At 39.7% G+C, this 22093-nt stretch carries 16 protein-coding genes, 4 tRNA genes and 2 pseudogenes; 2 read left to right on the forward strand and 20 right to left on the reverse strand.

Features of this window, described 5'->3' with window-relative positions:
- Positions 1 to 39: 39 nt before the first annotated feature.
- Positions 40 to 312, forward strand: a complete 273-nt coding sequence (locus BSM4216_RS15600) for a hypothetical protein (RefSeq protein ID WP_156179277.1) — start codon at positions 40 to 42, stop codon at positions 310 to 312.
- Between the two features lie 162 nt (positions 313 to 474).
- Here BSM4216_RS15600 and BSM4216_RS15605 read toward each other — a convergent pair whose 3' ends face one another.
- From BSM4216_RS15605 to BSM4216_RS15615, 3 genes are all read right to left on the reverse strand, one after another.
- Entirely contained in the window at positions 475 to 1581 is a 1107-nt protein-coding gene (locus BSM4216_RS15605; protein ID WP_048624315.1) for a hypothetical protein, read from the reverse strand.
- Between the two features lie 626 nt (positions 1582 to 2207).
- Entirely contained in the window at positions 2208 to 2807 is a 600-nt protein-coding gene (locus BSM4216_RS15610; RefSeq protein WP_048624316.1) for a deoxynucleoside kinase, read from the reverse strand.
- 1593 nt (positions 2808 to 4400) lie between these two features.
- Positions 4401 to 6059: a lactate permease LctP family transporter gene (locus BSM4216_RS15615; protein ID WP_048624317.1), complete on the reverse strand. Its 1659-nt coding sequence runs from the start codon at positions 6057 to 6059 to the stop codon at positions 4401 to 4403.
- Positions 6060 to 6546: 487 nt separating this feature from the next.
- On the opposite strand from BSM4216_RS15615, the pseudogene BSM4216_RS16575 reads away from it, so the two are divergent.
- Positions 6547 to 6774, forward strand: a pseudogene (locus tag BSM4216_RS16575) (transposase); the annotation flags it as partial.
- A gap of 438 nt (positions 6775 to 7212) precedes the next feature.
- Here the strand turns inward: BSM4216_RS16575 and rlmH are convergent.
- The 17 genes and pseudogenes from rlmH to BSM4216_RS15705 all read right to left on the reverse strand — a co-directional run bounded on the left by rlmH (position 7213) and on the right by BSM4216_RS15705 (position 22080).
- Complete coding sequence (rlmH, locus tag BSM4216_RS15625) at positions 7213 to 7692, reverse strand: 23S rRNA (pseudouridine(1915)-N(3))-methyltransferase RlmH (RefSeq protein WP_048624319.1); 480 nt, start codon at positions 7690 to 7692, stop codon at positions 7213 to 7215.
- An 83-nt stretch (positions 7693 to 7775) separates the two neighbouring features.
- Positions 7776 to 7934 (reverse strand): CxxH/CxxC protein, encoded by a 159-nt coding sequence (locus BSM4216_RS16580; protein ID WP_003353458.1) that lies wholly within the window; start codon positions 7932 to 7934, stop codon positions 7776 to 7778.
- 246 nt (positions 7935 to 8180) lie between these two features.
- Positions 8181 to 9385, reverse strand: a pseudogene (locus tag BSM4216_RS15630) (S1C family serine protease).
- A 436-nt stretch (positions 9386 to 9821) separates the two neighbouring features.
- Positions 9822 to 10616 carry an MBL fold metallo-hydrolase gene (locus BSM4216_RS15635; RefSeq protein WP_003353456.1) on the reverse strand — a complete coding sequence of 265 codons (795 nt, stop codon included), beginning with the start codon at positions 10614 to 10616 and terminating at the stop codon, positions 9822 to 9824.
- Positions 10617 to 10632: 16 nt separating this feature from the next.
- Positions 10633 to 11415, reverse strand: coding sequence for a two-component system regulatory protein YycI (locus BSM4216_RS15640; RefSeq protein WP_048624320.1), 783 nt, complete (start codon positions 11413 to 11415; stop codon positions 10633 to 10635).
- Positions 11402 to 12733, reverse strand: coding sequence for a YycH family regulatory protein (locus BSM4216_RS15645; RefSeq protein WP_048624321.1), 1332 nt, complete (start codon positions 12731 to 12733; stop codon positions 11402 to 11404). Before BSM4216_RS15645 ends, BSM4216_RS15640 begins: the two co-directional genes overlap by 14 nt.
- Positions 12730 to 14553: a cell wall metabolism sensor histidine kinase WalK gene (gene walK / locus BSM4216_RS15650; protein WP_048624322.1), complete on the reverse strand. Its 1824-nt coding sequence runs from the start codon at positions 14551 to 14553 to the stop codon at positions 12730 to 12732. Before walK ends, BSM4216_RS15645 begins: the two co-directional genes overlap by 4 nt.
- A gap of 6 nt (positions 14554 to 14559) precedes the next feature.
- Positions 14560 to 15270 (reverse strand): response regulator YycF, encoded by a 711-nt coding sequence (yycF, locus tag BSM4216_RS15655; protein WP_003353449.1) that lies wholly within the window; start codon positions 15268 to 15270, stop codon positions 14560 to 14562.
- 234 nt (positions 15271 to 15504) lie between these two features.
- Positions 15505 to 15577, reverse strand: a tRNA-Phe gene (locus tag BSM4216_RS15660).
- 103 nt (positions 15578 to 15680) lie between these two features.
- Positions 15681 to 15756 (reverse strand) — tRNA-Asp (locus tag BSM4216_RS15665).
- 51 nt (positions 15757 to 15807) lie between these two features.
- Positions 15808 to 15879, reverse strand: a tRNA-Glu gene (locus BSM4216_RS15670).
- 4 nt (positions 15880 to 15883) lie between these two features.
- Positions 15884 to 15959 (reverse strand) — tRNA-Lys (locus BSM4216_RS15675).
- Positions 15960 to 15980: 21 nt separating this feature from the next.
- On the reverse strand, positions 15981 to 16337 hold the full coding sequence (locus BSM4216_RS15680; protein ID WP_048624323.1) for a hypothetical protein: 357 nt from the start codon (positions 16335 to 16337) through the stop codon (positions 15981 to 15983).
- Between the two features lie 52 nt (positions 16338 to 16389).
- Entirely contained in the window at positions 16390 to 17682 is a 1293-nt protein-coding gene (locus tag BSM4216_RS15685) for an adenylosuccinate synthase (protein ID WP_003353447.1), read from the reverse strand.
- 404 nt (positions 17683 to 18086) lie between these two features.
- Positions 18087 to 19451, reverse strand: a complete 1365-nt coding sequence (gene dnaB / locus BSM4216_RS15695) for a replicative DNA helicase (protein ID WP_003353446.1) — start codon at positions 19449 to 19451, stop codon at positions 18087 to 18089.
- A gap of 209 nt (positions 19452 to 19660) precedes the next feature.
- Positions 19661 to 20110 (reverse strand): 50S ribosomal protein L9, encoded by a 450-nt coding sequence (gene rplI, locus BSM4216_RS15700; RefSeq protein ID WP_003353445.1) that lies wholly within the window; start codon positions 20108 to 20110, stop codon positions 19661 to 19663.
- The gene (locus BSM4216_RS15705; protein ID WP_048624325.1) at positions 20107 to 22080 is read right to left on the reverse strand and encodes a DHH family phosphoesterase; all 1974 of its coding nucleotides are present in this window, start codon (positions 22078 to 22080) and stop codon (positions 20107 to 20109) included. Before BSM4216_RS15705 ends, rplI begins: the two co-directional genes overlap by 4 nt.
- Positions 22081 to 22093 lie beyond the last annotated feature (13 nt).

Genomic DNA, 22093 nt, shown 5'->3' on the forward strand with positions numbered 1-22093 from the left:
TCTTCTTTTGAAGCGAAAAATAAAAAAGGGGGCTTTCTTTTGATTGCTGCATTCTTCGATATCGTCGTTTGGTTATGTATAACTTCAATACCTTCAAAAAAACAAAGAAGAACGAATCAGAATATAAAAATACTGAAACAACAATTATGGTTCCATAACTTGCGAGAACACCATGGGCCTTTATTTTTATTGAATTCCGACGTAAGAAAGATCATCAGCCATTATAATCTGCAAGATGAAATTCACCTGAAGGAAAATATGGATCGTTTAAAACAGGAACTAGAAGAATTCATCCAAACTCGAAATTTGTAAAATGACAAACTAAAAAGGTATTTTAATGAATTATAATGTCTACCAATAAAATCATTTTTTATACCACTATCCACCGCAAATTTAATCAGCAGGTGTATCAAGCCATCTCAACGTGTTCTACTTGCATAAAACAAGCAGAAAAGAAAAGTGTTTCTGCTTGTTTCATTTTATTTGCAACATACGATCTATATATGGTTCAATATTTTTCATTTTTTGCAGCAATTCTTCGATTAGTCCTTCAAACGTCGTATGGTCATTTAACGGAACAAATAAAATCGAATTACTGCCATTTCGCAGTGATACTTCATTTGAAAAATCCGAATTCAACACGGATTGATGAAAAGCTTTTGTACGTTTTGAGCGGAGCATGGTGTATTTTTCATAACCGGGAATACCTTCATACGTCTTTTTCGATTTGTATGGATTGGGTTCATAATGGACCGAAAAGCTAGATACTTTACCGGGCGAACTTCCTACCAAATTGACCGTAACTTCGAAATGAATATTGATTGAGTTTGCTTGGAGCTCTTTTCCGTTAAATTCATTTTGCTTCCATTCTTCTTTTTGAAATAAAAACACAGCAGAATTCCTTCCATATCCTTCTACTTCTCCGAAATGCATTTTTAACGATTCAGGAAACTGACTTTGACTTTGTTGAAAAACTTGGATCCATAAAAGTTTTCTTTGCAAAGAATCTAAGCCAGTCGTCGCTTTTTCAATCTGATCTTTTAAGTCTACATTTAAAATAGGGGCATAAAACGATTTTAAGTAAGAAGAAAAATCTTTCATGACTAGAACAGCTGTCGGATCTTGGATCAGTGTATCCCATTTCATGTCAACAAATTGTTGATAATCTCTTTTATGAAATTGCGTATTCTTTGGCAGCGTAAAAGGATCTAAAGTAAGAAAGAAAAACTCAATAGGCACCGGGGAAATCTTAAGAGCTTTAAAAAGCTTTTCCTTTCCCTGGTCGGATGCATACCGATTTGTTTGCTCATAGCCTTCTAAAGCACCTAGTTTATTTTCAATAACCAAAATTTTTTCAGCTGCTGAATCATTTTTCAATTCAATAATTAAATCCGGAGTTCCAATGCCCTTTCCTAATCCCACACGCGTATGTGCGTTCACCACCCTATATGAACCAGAAACCTGACATACATCTTCCACAAACCAGTTCGCAAACTTCTTTTCTGTATTGATTAAATTTGCCATCAGATCCGTAACCACATCTTCTCTATAAAAGCAATTAAACAGTTGAATAATGTTCATATGATCACCCTCTTACTAAAGCCTAGTCATAAGATGATGATGTAAATCGAAAACTATAAAAAGAACCTTGATGCTTACTTTTTTCAAAATAATCATTCTATTAAATTGAGCAAAAGCGGACTTGCCACAACCAAAAGATCCAACGATAGAAATAAATTCTCCTAATCCTTACTTAATAATACATTAGATTTAAAAAGTAAAGATAGCCGTAGTTGCAAAGCACCGCAACCCCCGTTGCATCTATAAATCAGCATTGAACAAAAACAAGATTGTACATTTTTCTGACTCAACAAATATTAACTATGAATCGATGCGGATCCGAGACTCTATCAAGAAGCTAATATATTTATGGTACGGCTCACCGCAACATCTCCCGAGGCAAATAACATAAAAAACAAAGGGAAGCAAATAATATTTCTTCCCCTATAAGAACCGCTTGCAATTCCCTCATTTTATTCATCATTGTCCTTATAATTACGTAATAAATAAAGAGCCGTATGCTGCGTCCTCTTTGTAAAATGATCCTTTTACAATAATGAGAAGGAGCACATCCATGGCTCAAAACGTATTTAAATATACAATATAAGATGCAATAATGTTCCGGCGATTTTTATCCATATCTTCAATCATTCAGTATGTAGTGATTTCTCAATTAAATTCAATACATATTCTCTATCTTCAAGATTATTTTCAAAATCGATTTGATCCACATTGATTTTTAAAACAGGAGAAAACGAATATTGCTCAAAATACTCACGATAATTTTGATTGAGTCTTTCCCAATATTCTCTTTCTACTACTTGTTCATACTCTCTCCCTCTTTTTTTAATCCTCTTTATGGCTTCATCCGTTGAAATTTCTAAGTATACCAAGAGTTTAGGCGCTTTTAAATGCTCCATCATATTTCCGAATAAATCTAAGTATATTTGAAATTCAACCTCGCTCATTTCACCATTGTCGCGCAACATTTTGGCAAAAATGACGTCGCCATATATACTTCGGTCTAAAACCGAATTTGGATATTGAGAAGCTTTTTTAATTTGTTTAAACCTTTCATTTAAAAAATAAATTTGCAAGGGAAAGCTATATCTTTCTCTGTCATAATAAAATTTATCCAAAATGGGATTATTAGTGACAGGCTCTTTAAAAGCTATGTACCCGTTTTTCTCCAGAATTTCCATCAATGTACTCTTTCCAACACCTACCACTCCATCTATTACGATCATGTCCCCATAATCCCCCTTCTTTTGATTGAGTATTTTCAACTGGTTGTAGTAAAACAAAGAGGTCACCTACTTTTCTTAAGTTTGCACCTTTGAATGAGATAGGTTTCACTTAAATTGAATCGAACGATACCCATTATCTTTTTATAAGCATGAGATATGAATGAAAAATTTTTGCTATTTTTTGTTGATATTATTTATTGGAACTCCCTTTTCGGTAAATCCGTCCATGAATGACGAATCAGGTATACTTTTCAGCAGGAAGAAAGAGTCGTTGTTGAAAGGTTTATCTCATTGTTACGCAAGATTCTATTATATTAGCGCTGCTGTTAAATGTACAGTGGAACTTTTTAGAGGGGTACTTGCCTTCTCTTTTCTTCTTTTTATTGATGAATGCGGAGGATCAATTTCCAGCTAACTCCATTGGGTAATTGCAAAAGTATGATAAAAATGACGTAAATCATATAGGGTAATGGTACTACCATATTTTTCATAAAAATCTGGTTCTTTCTGCTTTTCGAATAAGGTTTGTCTAGTTCCTTAAAAAAGATGCACATTTTTCTCAATATGCTCTTTCAATTCTCAAACACCTTTACTGCCTATAGACCACTCTTTTTCTGTATTGATTAAATTTGCCAACGAACGAAAAAAACGACTGTTTACTCACTTCGCTACCGAATTTTCATTTGTTATTCAAATACATATTACTAACAAAATGTTGTGAACTTATGACGAAAGATTACGGTTTTGATGAAAAATAAGTCTAATACTTTAAAGGAGATTTGATAGAATGCTGAATAATAGTCCTTGTGGATGACGAAGAAAATGTCATTGCATTAATGAAACCTTTTTAGAATGTAGAAGGATTTGAAACGTAACGGCAAAAACGGATAAGATGGGATATTCGAAGCAAAAGAATAACCGTTCATTATTGACAACAGATTGGATGTTGCCGGAAGCAGATGGAACCGATGCTGACCAGAAGCTCTCAAAGGAGCGACCTTATTTGTACTATGACGTCTGCTGACTTCTGACGGTTCAGCCATCCATCGCTAGATGGGTTACCAACTCAGTTGGCGTGTCCGTCAGACCTCCCTGGGTAAGGCAGTATGGACTTTATCTTGTTTTGCAGACTCATCCAATGTTACCTAGCCTTCTATGAAGTTCGTGTTCCGAGAGACCCTAAGTTTGCCGCTCGCTTCCTTCAGATTCCGCGTCACCACGGACACCCTTGCGTTAAGCTAACTGCTACTACTGTCTTCGCAGTTCAGGACTTTCACCCTATAGACTGCACCCATGCCAGGCGCACAAAAGAGCTGGATGATACGAGAATCATCCAGCTCTATTAACCATTCCGCTAGCGAACATTTCTAATCATCTCATTCGCTTATGATACGGTTTTCTGCAACGTATATAAATTTCTCGAATAAATTTTCCTCAAATATTATTCATATAATCGCATATATCTTAATTGGATCAGTGTGAGGCTGTACCAAAAATATCACCTAAACATTCTTTTTTATATCACTATTCCTTGCCAACCTAATTTATTTTTTCTTTCATCATGATGATGTTGCTCTTTTCAAATGTGAAAGATTAGAAAATAAACCAGCTAATGAAACCAATTAAAATCAGTAAAACTAAACTGTACTTTATTGTAAACTTGAACAATTCGTTGTCTTTTCCTACCAGTCCTACAGCCGCAGCAGCCACAGCGATAGACTGCGGAGAAATCATTTTCGCCATTGTTCCCCCCATGACGTTAACAGCAACCATTGTTTCCGGCGGAATTCCGATTTGTGTTGCCGTTACAGATTGAAGAGGAGCAAATAATGATCCACTATTCACGACAGAACCGGTTAAAAATACCCCTAGCCAACCAAGAATGGGTGAAAATAGCGGGAAAATCTTTCCGCTAGAAGCAAAAGCAAGACCAAGCGTCGATGACATGCCTGAATACATACAAATATAGGCGAATGCCAGTACACTGCAAATGGTTAATATAGGTGAAATGAGTTCCTTTCCTGTTTCGACAGCCGTTTCTTTTATCAACTTCCAATCGCAGTGTAGTATCAGCAAAGTAAAAATGATCGCTAATACAATAGCTGTCGTTGTAGATGAGAATAAATCAAGTTTAAAAACAGCAGGATACGGGCTCTTTTCAGGCACCACCGGCGCATGCCGAATCACTAGGTTATTTAGCCCAGGAATCGGAAAAAGAAGAACAAGTTTATTCAACGGACCGCCCGCTTCAAACAATTTTTTTATGAAAGATAGATTAAACAACGTTACGAATACAGTTAATAATATGAATGGCAGCCAGGCAAATATAATTTTATTAATAGGATATACTTCCTTTGCTTCCATTGCTTCTGTTGCTTCCGTCTCTTCTGTTGCTGTTTCCGAGTTGTTTTCAGAGCGTTTCACCTGATAGATTTCTTTTGGTTTCCATACTCTTAACAAAAGAATGAGTGCAAGTAAACTAACAATCGCAGAAAAAATATCTGCCAGTTCAGCTCCCAAGAAATACAATACGAAAGCCTGTGTAAGACTGAATGAGCCACCGCTTACCAGTATGGCAGGGAAAGTTTGGCGTATTCCTTTAACGCCATCCACAATGAAGATAAGCAAAAAGGCAATCATAAAGCTCACCAAAGGCAGAACCAAAGCAGTGTATCTTGCAACAGAAAGGCCATTTAAACCGGTAAGCAGTGCAGGGATGGTTACCGGTATTCCCATTGCACCGTAAGCCCCGCCTGCAATATTGGCTATCAAGCAAAGTCCTGCGGCATACAAAGGACGAAATCCAAGACCAACAAGAATCGCAGCAGTGATGGCTACGGGCGCTCCAAACCCTGCAGCTCCTTCCAAAAAGGCTCCAAATGAAAAAGCTACAAGCAACACTTGAATTCGCTGGTCTTCCGTTACAGATGAAATACTATTCTTGATAATCGTAAATTGTCCCGTTTTTACCGTTATTTTATATAAAAAGATAGCAGCTAATACAATGGATGCCACCGGCCATATCCCGGCAAGAACACCGTATACGGCAGATGCGGCAACCATAGCAGCCGGCATTTTATAGACGAAAAGAGCCACAGCTCCTGCTGCTAGAACGCTTAAGCCACCTGCGACATATCCTTTTAACTTAATAAAGACTAACATAACAATAAAAAGGATGATTGGAATGGCTGCTATAGCAGCTGACAACCAAATGTTGTTCAATGGATTATATAATTGCTCCCATACACTCATGACCTTTCAACTCCTAATCAGTAATTCCTTTTTATTCTTGCCTGTAAAAATAAACTTAGTCTAAATATTATTGTGAAATATTTCACAATCAATTCTACAATGTTAATATACCATTACTTTGTGAAATATTTCACATTTATTTGTGAATTTAATTTGAACTTTTTCTATTTGCAGAGTTATCATCTTCAGACTTAAATGTTGAAAGAGACGGGCAGAAAAAAAAACAAAATTCCCTTTAAATCAAAAACCCTTGCATATAAAGGAACTGACGTTTGACTAATGATATTAGCCATTATGGAAAATCTCAATCTAGTATGACAGGTATACTTGTATAATTTGATAACAATAGCCCTCAAAAAAATTAAAATGAAAAGATTCAATTTAATTGGAATGACCAAACATATTGAAAACTCAAGAATCGAAACTGGTCAACCAGTCCAAATATCAATAAATTGATTATTCTGAATGCAAACGGCATAAAAAAACATTAGAGGAAGCTGATCATCTTCGGCATACACAAGAGAATAAGAGCATTTATGCAAGACGGAAAGAAACCATTGAACGTGTTTTTGCTGATGCAAAGGAAAAGCATGGTATGCGTTGGACAACTTTAAGAGGTTTAAAAAAATTGTCCATGCAGGCGATGCTAACTTTTGCTGCAATGAATTTGAAAAAGATGGCCTGCTGGGCATGGAAAAGTCCAATAATGGCATAAAATAGACCCCTTAGAGGGGTCTAATCCCAACCTTTGAAAGCATAAAAGTGACAAAAGGCATCCGAAAGCGCACATTCGGATGCCTTTTGTCTACACTCTGAAACGCCAAAGAATCATTATTTCTTTGGCGTTTTTTCAATTCACGCTTTTAAAATTTTCCTGTTTGCAAGAAATGGATGTTCTTAAGATTTTTATTAATGATCTTTCTAATTTTCATTCTTAGTAATAGATTTCTTGACCGATATTGAATAAGCAACCATTATCACGACGAATTCCGAATACTATTTATATATGAATAATTATTGAAGTAACAAGGATCTTTAGTTGAATAAGCAGAGAACTTTTATTGCTCCGAAGTTCCCAAATAAATATAACCCTATCCAATAACCTTTTCCATTTCTCCTTATTTACAGTTACCTATATACTTTGGATTTACCACTATTTATGGTACGGTTCCCCTCTCATAATCCGAAATGCTCGATACACTTGTTCGAGTAAAATGAGGCGCATGAGCTGATGAGGGAAGGTCATTTTAGAAAAGGAGAGGGTTTCGTCGGCTCTTTTTAGCACTTGGCTGCTTAATCCAAGAGAGCCTCCGATGATAAAAGCGATTTTGCTTTTACCGTATGTAGTGAGCTGATCGATGTGGGCAGAAAATTGTTCCGATGTGTACATTTTCCCCTCGATGGCAAGAGCGATGACATGAGTGTCCGGATGAAGTTTTGCCAAGATGCGTTCGCCTTCTTTTTGTTTGACTTGCTCCATTTCCGATTCACTTAATGTTTCCGGAGCTTTCTCGTCCGCTACTTCGATGATTTCCACTTTTGCATAAGCGGACAGCCGTTTTAAATATTCTTCGATTCCTTGTTTTAAATACTTTTCCTTTAATTTACCGACCGTGACAATTGAGATATTCACACTTTCTCCTCACTTTACAAACAAGTTATTCACAGCACTTATCCACATATCCACATTTTTTATCCACATATTGTAGGGGAATATTAGTTTGCCACAACATATATCGCCCGGTTTTGACAATATTCACAGGTTGTTGACAATTGTTGCTCCTCCGGCAGTTTCTCCATGTTCGGAGCCGTTCCATGCTCGTCAATGGCAATTTCTAATGCCAATTCCACATGTTCTTCACAACAATAAATCATTTGAATCCCCTCCTCTAAAAATGCTTTTTGTCCATAGTTTAAACCATTGCCGGCGTGTCCAAAAACCTTTTTCGACAGGCCTTTCACTTCAACAAACGAAAAAAAGAATGAGCGTCCTATCGAATAAAAGCTGTGCGAAACAATAGTATCCCCCTTCTAATAACCCGATCAAAACTCATGAAGTGCCGGAAAGTCCATTATCAGTAAAAAAGAGCGGAAATGGATTCCGCCCCTTTGCTTCAGAATTTAGAAGGAATTCTCACTTGTTAATTTTACAGTTGTCGTTTTCAGTTTTCCTTCCCGATAAAATTTGACTGTGATGGTGTCTCCCGTTTTCTTATTGTTATACAGGTATTTGCGTAGTCCGAGAATGTCATGGATCTTTTGATCATCCAGCTGAACAATGACATCTAATTCCTTTAATCCAGCTTTATCTGCCGGTGAATTAGGCAAGACTTGTTCGATCATGACGCCATCTTTCACATTGCTCGGCAATTTCAATGTTTCTTGTTGATGGTAGGCGGAAATTTCGTTTACATTCCTTAAGGTTACACCCATTGCCGGACGTTGTATTTTCCCGTACTTTTCAAGGGAGTTTATAATTGGCTCAGCGTAATTGATTGGAATGGAAAATCCGATGCCTTCCACTGCTTCTTGGGAAATTTTCATCGAATTGATTCCCACCACTTGACCAGCTAGATTGATCAAAGCGCCGCCGCTGTTTCCTGGGTTGATGGCTGCATCCGTTTGAATAACTTCTGCTTGCCAATCTTCTACGCCGTCTTGATCGATATCGACCGGAACGGTTCGTTCAAGCCCAGACACAATTCCTTCGGTAACAGAACCGGAAAATTCCAGTCCAAGCGGGTTTCCGATAGCGATAACCGGTTCTCCTTGTTTTAAAGCACTGGAATCGCCAAATTCCGCCACTTTCTTCACGTGCGAACCGTCAATTTCAAGAACGGCCAAATCCGTCCATATATCCCCGCCGCGGACTTTGGCTGGAACTTTTGTGCCGTCTGCCAGGGTGACTTCCAATTTTTCAGCCCCTTCAATGACGTGATAGTTGGTGACGATAAAAGCACGGTTTCCCACTTTTTTATAAATCACACCTGAACCAGATCCAGCTTCTTCTGATTTCGTTTCTCCTGTATCCCAAAAGCTGGTTGATTGAATGTTGCTAATTCCAACAACGGCATCCTTTGCCTTGCTGACCGCTTTCGTCACATCCGTTGTCACATTCACCGATACTTTTTCATGACGGACTGTTTGATTCGTTTCGGTATTGTCTGTACCCGTGCCACTGTTCAAAATAGATTGATCCGTTAATCTCGGCAGCGCTATAAGGACCAAGAGCGCTCCCACAATAAGCCCAGCTAGGCTGGCTAAAAAATAGCCTCCTTTTCCTCGGCCTGTCTTTTTTGAGCCGGGTCCTCATCGTAAAAGCCCATTGCCTATCATCCTTTCTCTTATCGCTTTCACCTGTTAGTTTATTCTTCCTTTTTTCCTATAAGAATAACCCCTCATAGTGAAAAAAGGATGAAAACATCCGCTTTTATTTTAAACAATATCGGAATATTCACAAAGCGATTTGCCTTTCCCATCCCAAAAATATGACGGGTCGTTATGTATTAGGCTCTAGCTGTCGAAAAAGGCAACGGAATCTTTGCGGCTTATGATATGCTCATAAGCTGATCCAGATCTATTTCTTGACCAGGAATCTATAAAGAAGCCGTTCACACTAGGCAATAAGCTTGCTTCTCGAAGCACCGTTTCAATGAAAAAGTTCTTTGCCGACAGAACCCTATCATCGGTTATAAAGAAAAATGTACAAAACAAGGAAGTGAAATAGAATCTTATACAACTGACGCTATGAAAAGTGTTGCTTTATACTGCCGTCAAAGTCGTCGGGATTTTAGGATCGGTATCCATCAGCCTCACTTGCTCTCCAACAACGATCCCGCGCTGTTCCAGTGTTTGAGAAACGCTCATTCTTGCCAGTTCTTTCATGTTATTGTCTTGACTGAGGTGAGCAAGATAGATTTGTTTTGTCCGATCGCCGATGACTTCACTCATAGCCAAAGCGGCGTCTTCGTTGGATACGTGTCCCACATCGCTCAAAATTCTCCGTTTAATGTTCCAAGGATATTTCCCCATCCGCAGCATTTCCACATCATGATTGCTTTCAAAAACAAACACATCGGCATTCCGGATCGTTCCTTTCATGCGGTCGCTTACATATCCGGTATCGGTAATTAAAGCTAGTTTTTTTCCTTCATGATGGAAAATATAAAACATCGGCTCCGCTGCGTCGTGGGATACCCCAAAAGACTCAATGTCGCAGTCTCCGAATGTCTGAACCGATTCCATTTCAAACACAAATTTTTGGTCAGTAGGGATTTCCCCGACCAGCCCTTCCATCGCTCTCCATGTTTTTTCATTCGCATAAATCGGAAGCTGGTATTTGCGGGCCAGCACTCCCAAGCCTTTAATATGGTCGCTGTGTTCATGCGTGACCAAAATACCGGTCAAATCGCGAATATTGCGGCCTATTTTCGAAAATAATCCTTCCATTTGCTTTCCGCTTAAACCTGCATCGACTAAAAACGAATGCTTATCTGTTTCTACGTAAATGGCATTTCCAGTGCTTCCGCTGGCAAGTACACTAAATTGAATGGCCATGGTATCCTCTCCCAATTCATTCTTTATCTGTTTGCTGAATAGAGCCATCAAAAGCGTTGACAAATAGATGGTTCACTTTTCCTCTATGTTCGATGGCAAAATGCCAAGTAGGGGAAAGAACTTGAGATTCCGTTAGCTGAACCAACGTATAATAGCCGAGTTCGGCTTTTTTAATCGTACTGTTCGGCTTCAGCATTCCATTTTTATATAAATTATTGACTGCTTGCGTTGCCGGAAGGACGCTTTCTTTATTATTTTCTTCGATTTCTTCCAGCATGGTCTGTTCATAAGAATCAATTTCATTGTTGTTATTTACTTCAAACAATATCTGCCCGCTGCCGTTTTTAAAAAGCTTATTTCCTTTGAATACTTGAGAAAAAATGATTTGGTTTTGATCCTTGTCGTAACCCCAATATTCATAATGATCTCCATACAACACTTCTTCTTTTACAAACTTCTTTAGATTTTCCTTCCAATCTTTATCTAAAGGAATCGATTTATCCAAATGGGAAACGATCATCGTTTGATCGCTCGTCAACGCTGCTTTTTGTTTATTCAATCCAGCTACTTCTTTTTTGGTAAATGTTTTGGCTTTGGCAGTAATCAGAGGAGTTTTCCCCACCTCGCCCGGCAGCTTATCGTATTTAATATCATCGTTTTTTAGTTTGTCTTGAATAGACGATTCTTCGATAATATCAAATTGGCTGGCCGAATGTTTGTTCAAAAAAACCGTCAGCAAAAAAATATCGAGTATGAAAAAAACAAAAATAAAAATGGTTTTCGTTTTACTCCAATCCACTTTGATTCCCTCCTCCCGAATTTTTATTCGTGAGCGGGAACCATGACTCGCCGTACTTATAGTACCAAGCCGGCTCCAAGATCAATATTTTAGGGGTTTGTGGACTACGGATTAATTGGTATCCAATTTCCATATCCTCCAGTAAATCCGGATTAAAATCCGGCTGTTTGGAAATAAAATCCAATGCCTCCTGAGCAGACGGCAACGTGATTTCCACAGTTTCCGATGGCAGCGAAATATTAAGAGTAAAGTAAGGGCGCTCATATTTATAAATTTTCTCTTTTCCCCAATATTGCTGAATTTCCGCCATTCCATTTTCATTAAAAACGGGATACCCATTCACGAAAAGCCGATACACAATCTTTGACTCCTTCAAGTCGCTGTCAAAATAACGATATTTATCTGTCCAGCCGCCATGTTCATTCACAAATTGAATGCTTTTCCCCATTAAATCATTCAGATCGGATATATGGCCCAGTTCCGCTTCCTGGGCAGGGTTGACATAAAACATCATATTATTGGTGTAATTGACCCTCATCAAACTCGAACCATCCGTATATTCTTCCCCTTCGGAATTGACATTCTTTTTCACAAAATGGGGATCGCTAAAGAGGGCATCTTTAAATTTTTCGGTTTCTATAAAATCGGGAATATATTTATAACGAATCATCGTTGTTTTTTCTTTCGGCAAGTAAACGGTGCCGGTTTTAAACTTATAGGCGCTGTATTCCTTCTTGTCATTGACTTTGGTTAGATAAATTTTTTTCCATTCTTTCAGTTGACTGGAAGCGATTGTGGTTTTATAAACAGCTTTGTTATGAACAGATACGAAATAGACCGTTGCCTCACTTCCAGCCGTGTTCATATCGTTCAAAATAATATGATCAAAAGTGCCGTTGGGCAATTTCTTATCTTCAAAGTGCAGTACATTTTGATACATTTTGAGCGGAACTTGTGCCGAATATTCAATATCCACTCGGCCGTTTCCATTGACCAGCCTTTGCAGTTCCTTCTGGTTGAAATAGCGAGATACATTGCGGAAATCATAAAATTTCCACTTCATCAATTCCTTCATCATGGTATCGATATCTCGCTCATTCACAGTGCCGTAATGTGCACCCTCTTTATGGAAGATGATCTTGACAGGTTTAATTAAACTGGAAGCATCGCGATTTTCGCTGATCTCTACTTCATATAAATAGTGATTGTTAATCGTCTCATAATCCGGCTGATACGTCCATATGTTCCACGTTAAAATCGCGCTGGCAACCACCAACACTGCTAAAATGACGGATTTGATTTTTTCGTACTTCTTCATGACCAATCTTCCTCTTCTGATGGTTCATATGGCAACGTCAAATAAATAGTCGTACCTTTTCCTTCCACACTGGTCGCCCAAATTTTTCCGCCATGAGCAGTGATCAACTGTTTAGCGATTGCCAGTCCCAGTCCTGTTCCTCCCATTTTACGAGAACGTGCTTTATCCACCCGGTAAAAACGCTCAAAAATCTTATCCAAGTTCTTTTTCGGTATACCCATTCCTTGGTCTTTAATGCTGACCTCAATATAATGATTCTTTTCTTCCGCCTTGAAAGTAATTTGACCGCCTTCCGGAGAATATTTCAAGGCGTTGGAAATAATGTTGTCCAGAACTTGAGTCAGTTTGTCCGGATCAAACTCGACATATAACGGATAGTTTGGAAGTTTTCTTTCAAAAACGACATGCTGCTCTTTCGTCATTTCAAAACGATCAATAATTCTATGGAAAAACTTCACAAAATCTAATTCTTCTTTTTCCAGTTTGAAATCGGTGTTGTCCATTTTGGAAAGCTGAAGAAGATCATTGACAAGACGAATCATTCGTTCTGTTTCATTTTGCGCGACTTCTAAAAACCGCGGTGCAATTTCCGGATCTTTCCACGCTCCATCTGCCAGCGCTTCTAAATAGCTTCGCATCGTGGTTAATGGAGTCCTCAGTTCATGGGACACATTGGCGACAAACTCTTTACGTTCCATTTCGATTTCTTCTTGTTCTGTAATATCATGCAGAACGACAATCAGTCCGTTTAAAAACCCGGTTTCTTTTTGTAAAATCGAAAAATTGGCTCTTAAAATATAAGGGCGATCTTTCGTGCTGAAATCGAGATTAATGGAATCTTTCATATTCAGCAAGTCCTCGAATTCATATTGGCCCTCTAAATGAAGCAGAGTGACAATCGATTCGGACATTACTGTTTCACGTGAAACATTCAACATTTCAGTAGCCGGCTTGTTGATTAAAATAACGCGCCCTCTTCTGTCGGTCGCAATGACGCCGTCTGTCATATAAGATAATACGGAAGATAATTTTCTTCTCTCGCTTTCAGTGGAAGCTTGGGCTTCTTGCAAACGTTTTGTCATATTATTAAACGTTATCGCTAGCTGACCGATTTCATCATTGCCATATACTTTTACTTTTCTCGAAAAATTCCCTTTTCCCATTGCAAGGGCCTGCCGCCTCATTTCAGTAATCGGTTTTGTAATCGTATTGGCAATCAAAATACCGAGAAAAGCAGTTATCAATAAAGCAATGATGGTTCCTGATATAAAGATTTGATTAATTTCATTCATTTGTTTAAAGACATTTTCAATTTTGGCAACCAGATAGACGGCCCCGATTACCTCTTTATTGGAGACAATGGGGGAAGTATACACCCAAATGCGGTTGTGGGTCTGCTGATCCAAATATATCTTGTCTTCTTCCGAACCGACAGCAAGCGTTCTCTTGACCGCCAGCTCTGTTGTTCTTTGTCCGACAATTCCTTGGTTGTTAGGATCAGAAGTCCCGATAATCCGATTGTGGTTATCAATCACTCGCACTTCTGACACGTCAGAAGCTGCAAAATCCCCCAAAATTTTGCGAATGTCTTTTTCTAATGTCGCCGAATTTTCATTCCGGTCTTTGAGCATTTCTTCGCGCAAATTATACTCTAGTAAGTTGACTCGTTCTTTCAATGAGTTTTTAAAATTGGTGACAAGTTTTGTTTCCAGTTCACGGACAAAATAAACCCCGATCACCTGCGTGGCAAACAAAATCAAGAGGACATAGATCACAACAAATTTGACCCGGATTGAGCGAAAAAAACCAACTTTTTTCATCGAATTCTACTCCTGATCCGGAGTACGCAAATAATAACCTACTCCACGACGTGTTACAATCCATGTCGGATGGCTTGGATTATCTTCAATTTTTTCACGCAAGCGTCGGATGGTGACGTCTACTGTCCGAACATCCCCGTAATAATCGTATCCCCAAACCGTTTGAAGCAAATGCTCTCGGGTCATAACTTGGCCGATATGTTTTGCCAAATAATGGAGCAGTTCAAACTCGCGATGTGTCAATTCAATGGTTTCTCCACGTTTTGAAACGACATATGCATCAGGATGAATGACTAATGGTCCAATCGTAATCTCACTGTTATTCTCTTCTTCATTTGATTGTGTCGACACATTTTGATGGCGACGCAGATTTGCTTTTACACGAGCTAATAATTCCCGTGTACTGAACGGTTTTGTCACATAGTCATCGGCTCCCAATTCCAAACCGAGAACTTTGTCAATCTCAGAATCCTTTGCCGTCAACATGATTATCGGCATTTCGTATTTTTTCCGCACTTCCCGGCAAACTTCTATGCCGTCTCGTCCCGGAAGCATAATATCAAGCAATATCATATCTGGTTGGATATCCTCCACCATTTGCATGGCTGTTTCCCCATCATAAGCACAATGTACTTCATAACCTTCTTTTTTTAAATTAAACTCCAATATATCTGCAATCGGTTTTTCATCGTCTACAACAAGAATTTTCTTTTGCATACTTACTCTCCTCTTTTATTGAGAATCCTACTATTTATATATTATCAAATCATTTCAATGTAAAATAGAACAGGTCTTTTATTACTTTAACACTTTCTTGATGCCTTTTCATCCGACCTGTTGATAGAAAAATCAACGCTATTCGTCATTTCTGAATGTTGTCAAATGGACATCGGCGGTATATGAAAAAAGAAGCACTGCGAGAGCAATATGTCATCGCAATGCTTCTTTGAGTGGCTTGGGACGGAATCGAACCGCCGACACAAGGATTTTCAGTCCTTTGCTCTACCGACTGAGCTACCAAGCCGCAATAAAAAATTCGACCTGCTTATTCATTCGTCCAATGCATTCATTCAACGATTGCCGCACCAAATTTTGACGGAACAAAGCAAAAGTTCAATTGTTGAAAATGGCGGTCCCGACGGGAATCGAACCCGCGATCTCCTGCGTGACAGGCAGGCGTGATAACCGCTACACTACGGGACCAATATTCATCATGAAAGGAAGTTGGCAGCAAGAAGCTTTTCTTCTGGCAAGTGACCCGTACGGGATTCGAACCCGTGTTACCGCCGTGAAAGGGCGGTGTCTTAACCACTTGACCAACGGGCCGAAATGGTGAGCCATGGAGGATTCGAACCTCCGACCCTCTGATTAAAAGTCAGATGCTCTACCGACTGAGCTAATGGCTCATTATTAAATGTTAATGCTTCTTATGTATAAAGAAGTTTGGACAAAGGAACTAATCTAATCATTACGGCTAGAACCGCTTGTCCTGTCTTTTCATCAATGAACAGCTCAAGCTGCCAACATCCTTTTGCCGCCGGCTCTCGAATGACTAATTTCAATAGGTGTTTGTACTGTGTATCTGAAATCGCACCGGGAGCATGATCTTTCAAGATATGATTAGCGGCGACGTTGTTAATAATAACACAACATTTGATAATTAGACAACACCTTTTTAAAAGATTTGTCGAAAAAAAGAATGGGATGTAAAAAAAGCTGACCTCATCTAAAGTTTGAACTCCTCCTTCACAATATACTCGATAATCTGCTTTGATCATCTCCATATATCGTAAACTTCGGAGGAGTCCAATCTTTAAGAAGTCAGCCTATTTTTGTTTAATTTTGCGACCAGACGCTGCGCACCACATTTGTTTGCGAACGATCTGGACCGACCGAAAAGAGGGAAAGAGGAATACCGGTCAACTGCGAAATACGTTCCACATAATGGCGAGCATTTTCCGGAAGTTCATCCAACGTTTTACAACCGGTAATATCTTCTGTCCATCCTGGCAATTCTTCATAAACAGGTTCGCATTCTGACAGCACGCGCAAATTGGCAGGATAATGGCTCAATATTTGGTCTTTATACCGGTAAGCAGTGCAAATTTTTACCGTCTTTAACCCTGTCAGCACATCGATCGAATTCAGTGATAAATCCGTTATGCCACTGACACGGCGAGCATGACGTACCACTACGCTATCAAACCAGCCGACACGACGCGGACGGCCGGTTGTGGTTCCATACTCGCGGCCAACTTCACGAATATGGTCGCCTATTTCATCATGCAGTTCTGTTGGAAAAGGACCGTCTCCAACACGGGATGTATAGGCTTTGCACACACCGACAACATGATTGATTTTAGTCGGACCTACGCCAGATCCAATAGTCACACCGCCAGCAACCGGGTTAGAAGATGTCACAAACGGATATGTACCTTGGTCGATATCGAGCATGACTCCTTGAGCCCCTTCAAAAAGCACACGGCGTCCTTCATCAATCGCATCGTTTAATACTACGGACGTATCACACACATACTTTTTGATCTGCTGTCCGTATTCGTAATACTCATCTAAAATGTCTTCCAATTTAAAGCCTTCTGTTTCATAAAAACGTTCCAATAGACGATTTTTTTCTTTTAAATTGTGGGCAAGCTTTTCTTCAAATATTTCTCTATCCAGCAAATCCGCAATGCGAATGCCGACTCGCGCCGCCTTATCCATGTAAGCAGGGCCAATTCCTTTTTTCGTCGTACCGATTTTGTTGGCTCCTTTACGCTCTTCTTCCACTTCATCCAGCTTCAAATGATAAGGAAGGATCACATGAGCCCGGTCGCTAATACGCAAATTTTCTGTGGATACACCGTGGTCTCGCAAGTAATTGAGCTCTTCAACAAGCGCTTTGGGATCAATCACCACACCGTTTCCAATCACGCATATTTTTTCTTTATAAAAAATCCCTGAGGGAATTAAATGAAGTTTATATGTCACTCCATTCACACGGACTGTGTGACCGGCATTATTGCCTCCTTGGTAGCGAGCAACCACTTCAGCATGCTCGGACAAAAAGTCCGTTATTTTTCCTTTTCCTTCGTCCCCCCACTGGGTTCCAACCACAACTACTGATGACATTCTCCGCACCTCCGCAAGGTCCTTTAATCGTTTCTATTGTTTAAACCGGCAGAAAACTCAAAAGTCATGTTTGAGATCCCGGTCTGAACAACTTCCATGTTCAAGATACCACCATCACTTGGAAGATGAACTTTTCAGTTTTGGCACCTTTTTTATTTTACCAATATCTTCTCTTGTTAGTCAATTCAAAATCCGAACATTTATTTTTATATAAATTGTTTTCGTTCGTAAAAATCATTTTTCACGAGCAAAAAAATTCCGTGATGACAATAGAGAGCAAGCGAAAAGGCCCCTTTTGGCTAATTTCGTTTTATTCCTTCAATACCTAATGATTCACAAATCTCGACATGGGATTGTTTAACCGCCTAAAAAAGAGAGGCATTTTTTCAGAAGATATGCCTCTCTTATGCTCCCGGCGGAATGGAAGCTTCATCATACCGCCGTTCCAAATTGACAAATTTATTGTATTCTTTTATAAAAGCCAGTTGAACAGTGCCGACAGGACCGTTTCTTTGCTTTGCAATGATGATTTCAATAATGTTCTTATTCTCAGATTCTTTATCATAATAATCATCCCGATACAAAAAAGCTACAATATCGGCATCTTGCTCTATAGCTCCCGATTCACGGATATCCGACATCATCGGCCGTTTATCCTGGCGCTGTTCCACTCCACGAGACAGCTGAGATAAAGCAATGACAGGGACTTCCAATTCTCTTGCCAACGCTTTTAACGATCGGGAGATTTCCGACACTTCTTGCTGGCGGTTTTCTCCAGAGCGTCCGCTGCCTTGAATCAGCTGCAAATAATCAATGACGATCATGCCAAGTCCATGTTCTTGTTTTAAACGGCGACACTTGGCCCTAATTTCGTTGATGCGAATGCCCGGTGTATCGTCTATAAAAATGCCGGCATTGGACAAGCTTCCCATTGCCATCGTTAATTTTCGCCAATCTTCTTCCGTCAAAGTCCCTGTCCGCAAGTTTTGGGCATTGATATTCCCTTCCGCACACAACATCCGCATGACGAGCTGCTCAGCCCCCATTTCCAAACTGAAAATGGCTACATTTTCATCGGTCTTTGTAGCGACATTTTGGGCAATATTGAGTGCAAAAGCCGTTTTCCCGACAGATGGACGGGCGGCGACAATAATTAAATCGCTGCGCTGGAATCCCGCGGTCATCCGATCCAATTCAGCGAATCCAGTCGGAATTCCGGTTACATCACCTTTGCGATTATGAAGCATCTCAATATTGTCATACGTCCGGACGAGTACGTCTTTTATATTGTGAAACCCAGAAGTATTTTTTCTCTGGGCAACTTCCATAATTCTTTTTTCCGCATCGTTTAACAGATCGTCAACATCGTCTTCTCGTGTGTAGCCTTCTTGGGCAATCTCTGTCGCTGTTCGAATTAACCTTCTCAATAACGATTTTTCTTCAACAATTTTAGCGTAATATTCAATATTGGCGGCTGTCGGTACGCTTCCGGCAAGTTCCGTCAAATACGCTACCCCGCCGACATCCTCCAAATTGTTGGAAGCAGCCAATTCTTCTGTAACGGTAATCACATCCACCGCTTTTCCTTCATCACTTAACTTCAGCATCACACTGAAAATTTTTTGGTTGGCGCTTCGGTAAAAATCAGTAGGACTTAAAATCTCCGACGCGGTGATCAAAGCAGAAGGTTCTAAAAATATAGCCCCTAAAACGGCTTGTTCCGCTTCTATATTTTGCGGTGGAATTCTATCCATCAATAGATCACTCATCATAACCACTCCCAAATGGTTAGAAGGTATTCAGAGTCCCTCATGAAAAGAAGGCCGACTCACAGAGTTCGCCCTCCAAATTCACAATATATAGACAAGGATGATGGATATAGTTTATCTATATATTGTCAAAGGGATCTTAACCCTCTGAATCAGCCCTTTTCTTTTAACTATTTTATCATGAAAACAAGCCGAACGGTTTGGTAAAATTAGTTGTCTTCTGAAACATGAACTTTTAACACGGCCGTAACGTCAGGATGAAGCTTAACCGGAACGTTCGTATATCCCAATGAACGAATGGCATCGTCCAATTCAATTTTCCGTTTATCCAGTTTAATTTTATGGGTTTTGTTTAATTCTTCCGCGATTTGTTTGCTTGTGACAGAGCCGAACAATCGCCCGCCTTCTCCAGCTTTTGCTTTTAATTCCACCGTCGTGTTTTCAAGAACTTCTTTTAATTTTTTAGCATTTTCCAGTTCTTGCTTTGCCAATTCCGCTTCTTTTTTCTTTTGTGCTTCCAAAGCTTTTAAATTGGCTGGCGTCGCTTCGATCGCCAAATTCTTTTTGAATAAGAAATTGTGGGCGTATCCATCGGCCACATTTTTAATTTCTCCTTTTTTTCCTTTGCCTTTTACATCTTGAAGGAATATTACTTTCATGATTCCATTCCCCCTTCTACATATTTTTGAATAGCTTTCCAAAGTCGAACTTCGACTTCCTCGATGGTCGTATCCTCCAGTTGTGTTGCGGCGTTGGTCAAATGTCCTCCGCCTTCCAATTCCTCCATAATTAGCTGTACATTGACGTCACCAAGAGAACGGGCGCTGACTCCCACTTTGTTATCTTTCCGCTTGGCAATGACAAAGGAGGCTCTCACGCCGTCCATCATAAGCAACGTGTCGGCTGCCTGCGCGATCAAAACGGGATCGTATTCCTCTTCTTCGCTTCCCACGGCAACCGCAATTCCATTTGGCTGGATGGATACAGTTTCAATTAGTTTCGAACGCTGAATATACATATCAATATTTTCTTTTAAAAATTTTTGAACTAGAACGGTATCAGCTCCTTGTGCCCTCAAGTAGGAAGCTGCATCAAATGTCCGTGATCCGGTTCTCAATGAGAAGCTTTTGGTGTCCACCGTAATTCCGGCAAGCAGAGCCGTCGCCTCCAGCATGGAGATTTTTTCTTCTTTTGGCTGGTACTCTAGTAATTCCGTTACCAACTCTGAAGTAGAGGAGGAGTATGGTTCCATATAGACGAGCATCGGATTTTGGACGAAATCCTCCCCTCGGCGATGATGATCGACTACCACTATCTTCTCTATTTTACTCAATAATTTCTCATCAATCACGAGCGAAGGCTTATGAGTATCCACTACTACCAGCAACGTTTTTTCTGTGACCATTTCCAACGCCTCATCCGGAGTAATAAAGCGCGAATAGAGGTCAGGGTCTTTCTTCACTTCCGCCAGCAGCCGTTTCACACCCTTATCCATTTGAGAAAAATTTAATACGACATAGCCTTCCTTCTGATTCATACGAGCCATTTTGCTTATCCCTATGGCCGCGCCGATAGCGTCCATATCCGGATATTTATGGCCCATCACCATTACTTTATCGCTGGCAATCATCAATTCCTTTAACGCGTGAGAAATCACTCGCGCGCGAACTCTAGTCCTTTTTTCCATTGGATTGGTTTTTCCACCGTAAAACTTGACTTTTCCACTCGATTCTTTAATGGCAACTTGGTCGCCTCCACGCCCAAGGGCTAAGTCCAAACTGGATTGTGCCAACGTCCCCAGTTCCGGCAGAGACATTGCGCCCGTTCCAATTCCAAAACTCAAAGTTAGCGGAACATTATGCTTAGAAGTCAATTCCCGTACTTCATCTAATACAGAAAATTTTTCTTTTTCAAGTTTTTTTAAAATCCCCTCATTGAAAACGGCAACAAATCTTTCCGTAGAAGTTCTCTTCAGAAAAATTCCAAACTCTTTTGCCCACTTATTTAATTGAGAAGTCACCATACTATTTAGGCTGCTTCGAGTTTGATCATCCATTCCTTGTGTAAGATCATCATAATTATCCAAATATATAATTGCAATCACCGTTTTAGCGTCTTTAAATATCCTGACCATTTCTTGATGGTCCGTTTCATCAAACAGATACATAAGCCGTTCTTCCGGCTTAAACACCACCCGAAACTGCCTGTCATGTAAAGTCACAATCTCTTCCCTTGATTCCTGTTTGATCATCGGTACGAGTTCTTCCGCTACTTCATAAAGTGACCGTCCTATTAACGTTTCTTCCTTAAAATAAGAAGCAAAAAAAGGATTTGTCCATTCAATGTAGAGATCCTCGTTAAAAAGCAAGATCCCAATCGGCATTTCCATCAAAGCTTCTTCTCCCACTCGTTTGACACGATAAGAAAGCGTTGAGATATACTCTTCAATTTCGTGGGAAATCAATCGCTCTGAACGGAAAATTTGAAAAAATAGAGCAGCTATAATGATAAACCCAATGAGGCTTAACCACCAGTAAAATAGCGCTAGCACAGATAACAAAGCAATGGACATAATGATTAATCCGATCAACGGATACCTTATGTTCCGCCTGTTATAATAAGAAAGCATAACTTCAGCTCCT

It is taken from the genome of Bacillus smithii, from assembly GCF_001050115.1.
GTDB lineage: Bacteria > Bacillota > Bacilli > Bacillales > DSM-4216 > Bacillus_O > Bacillus_O smithii.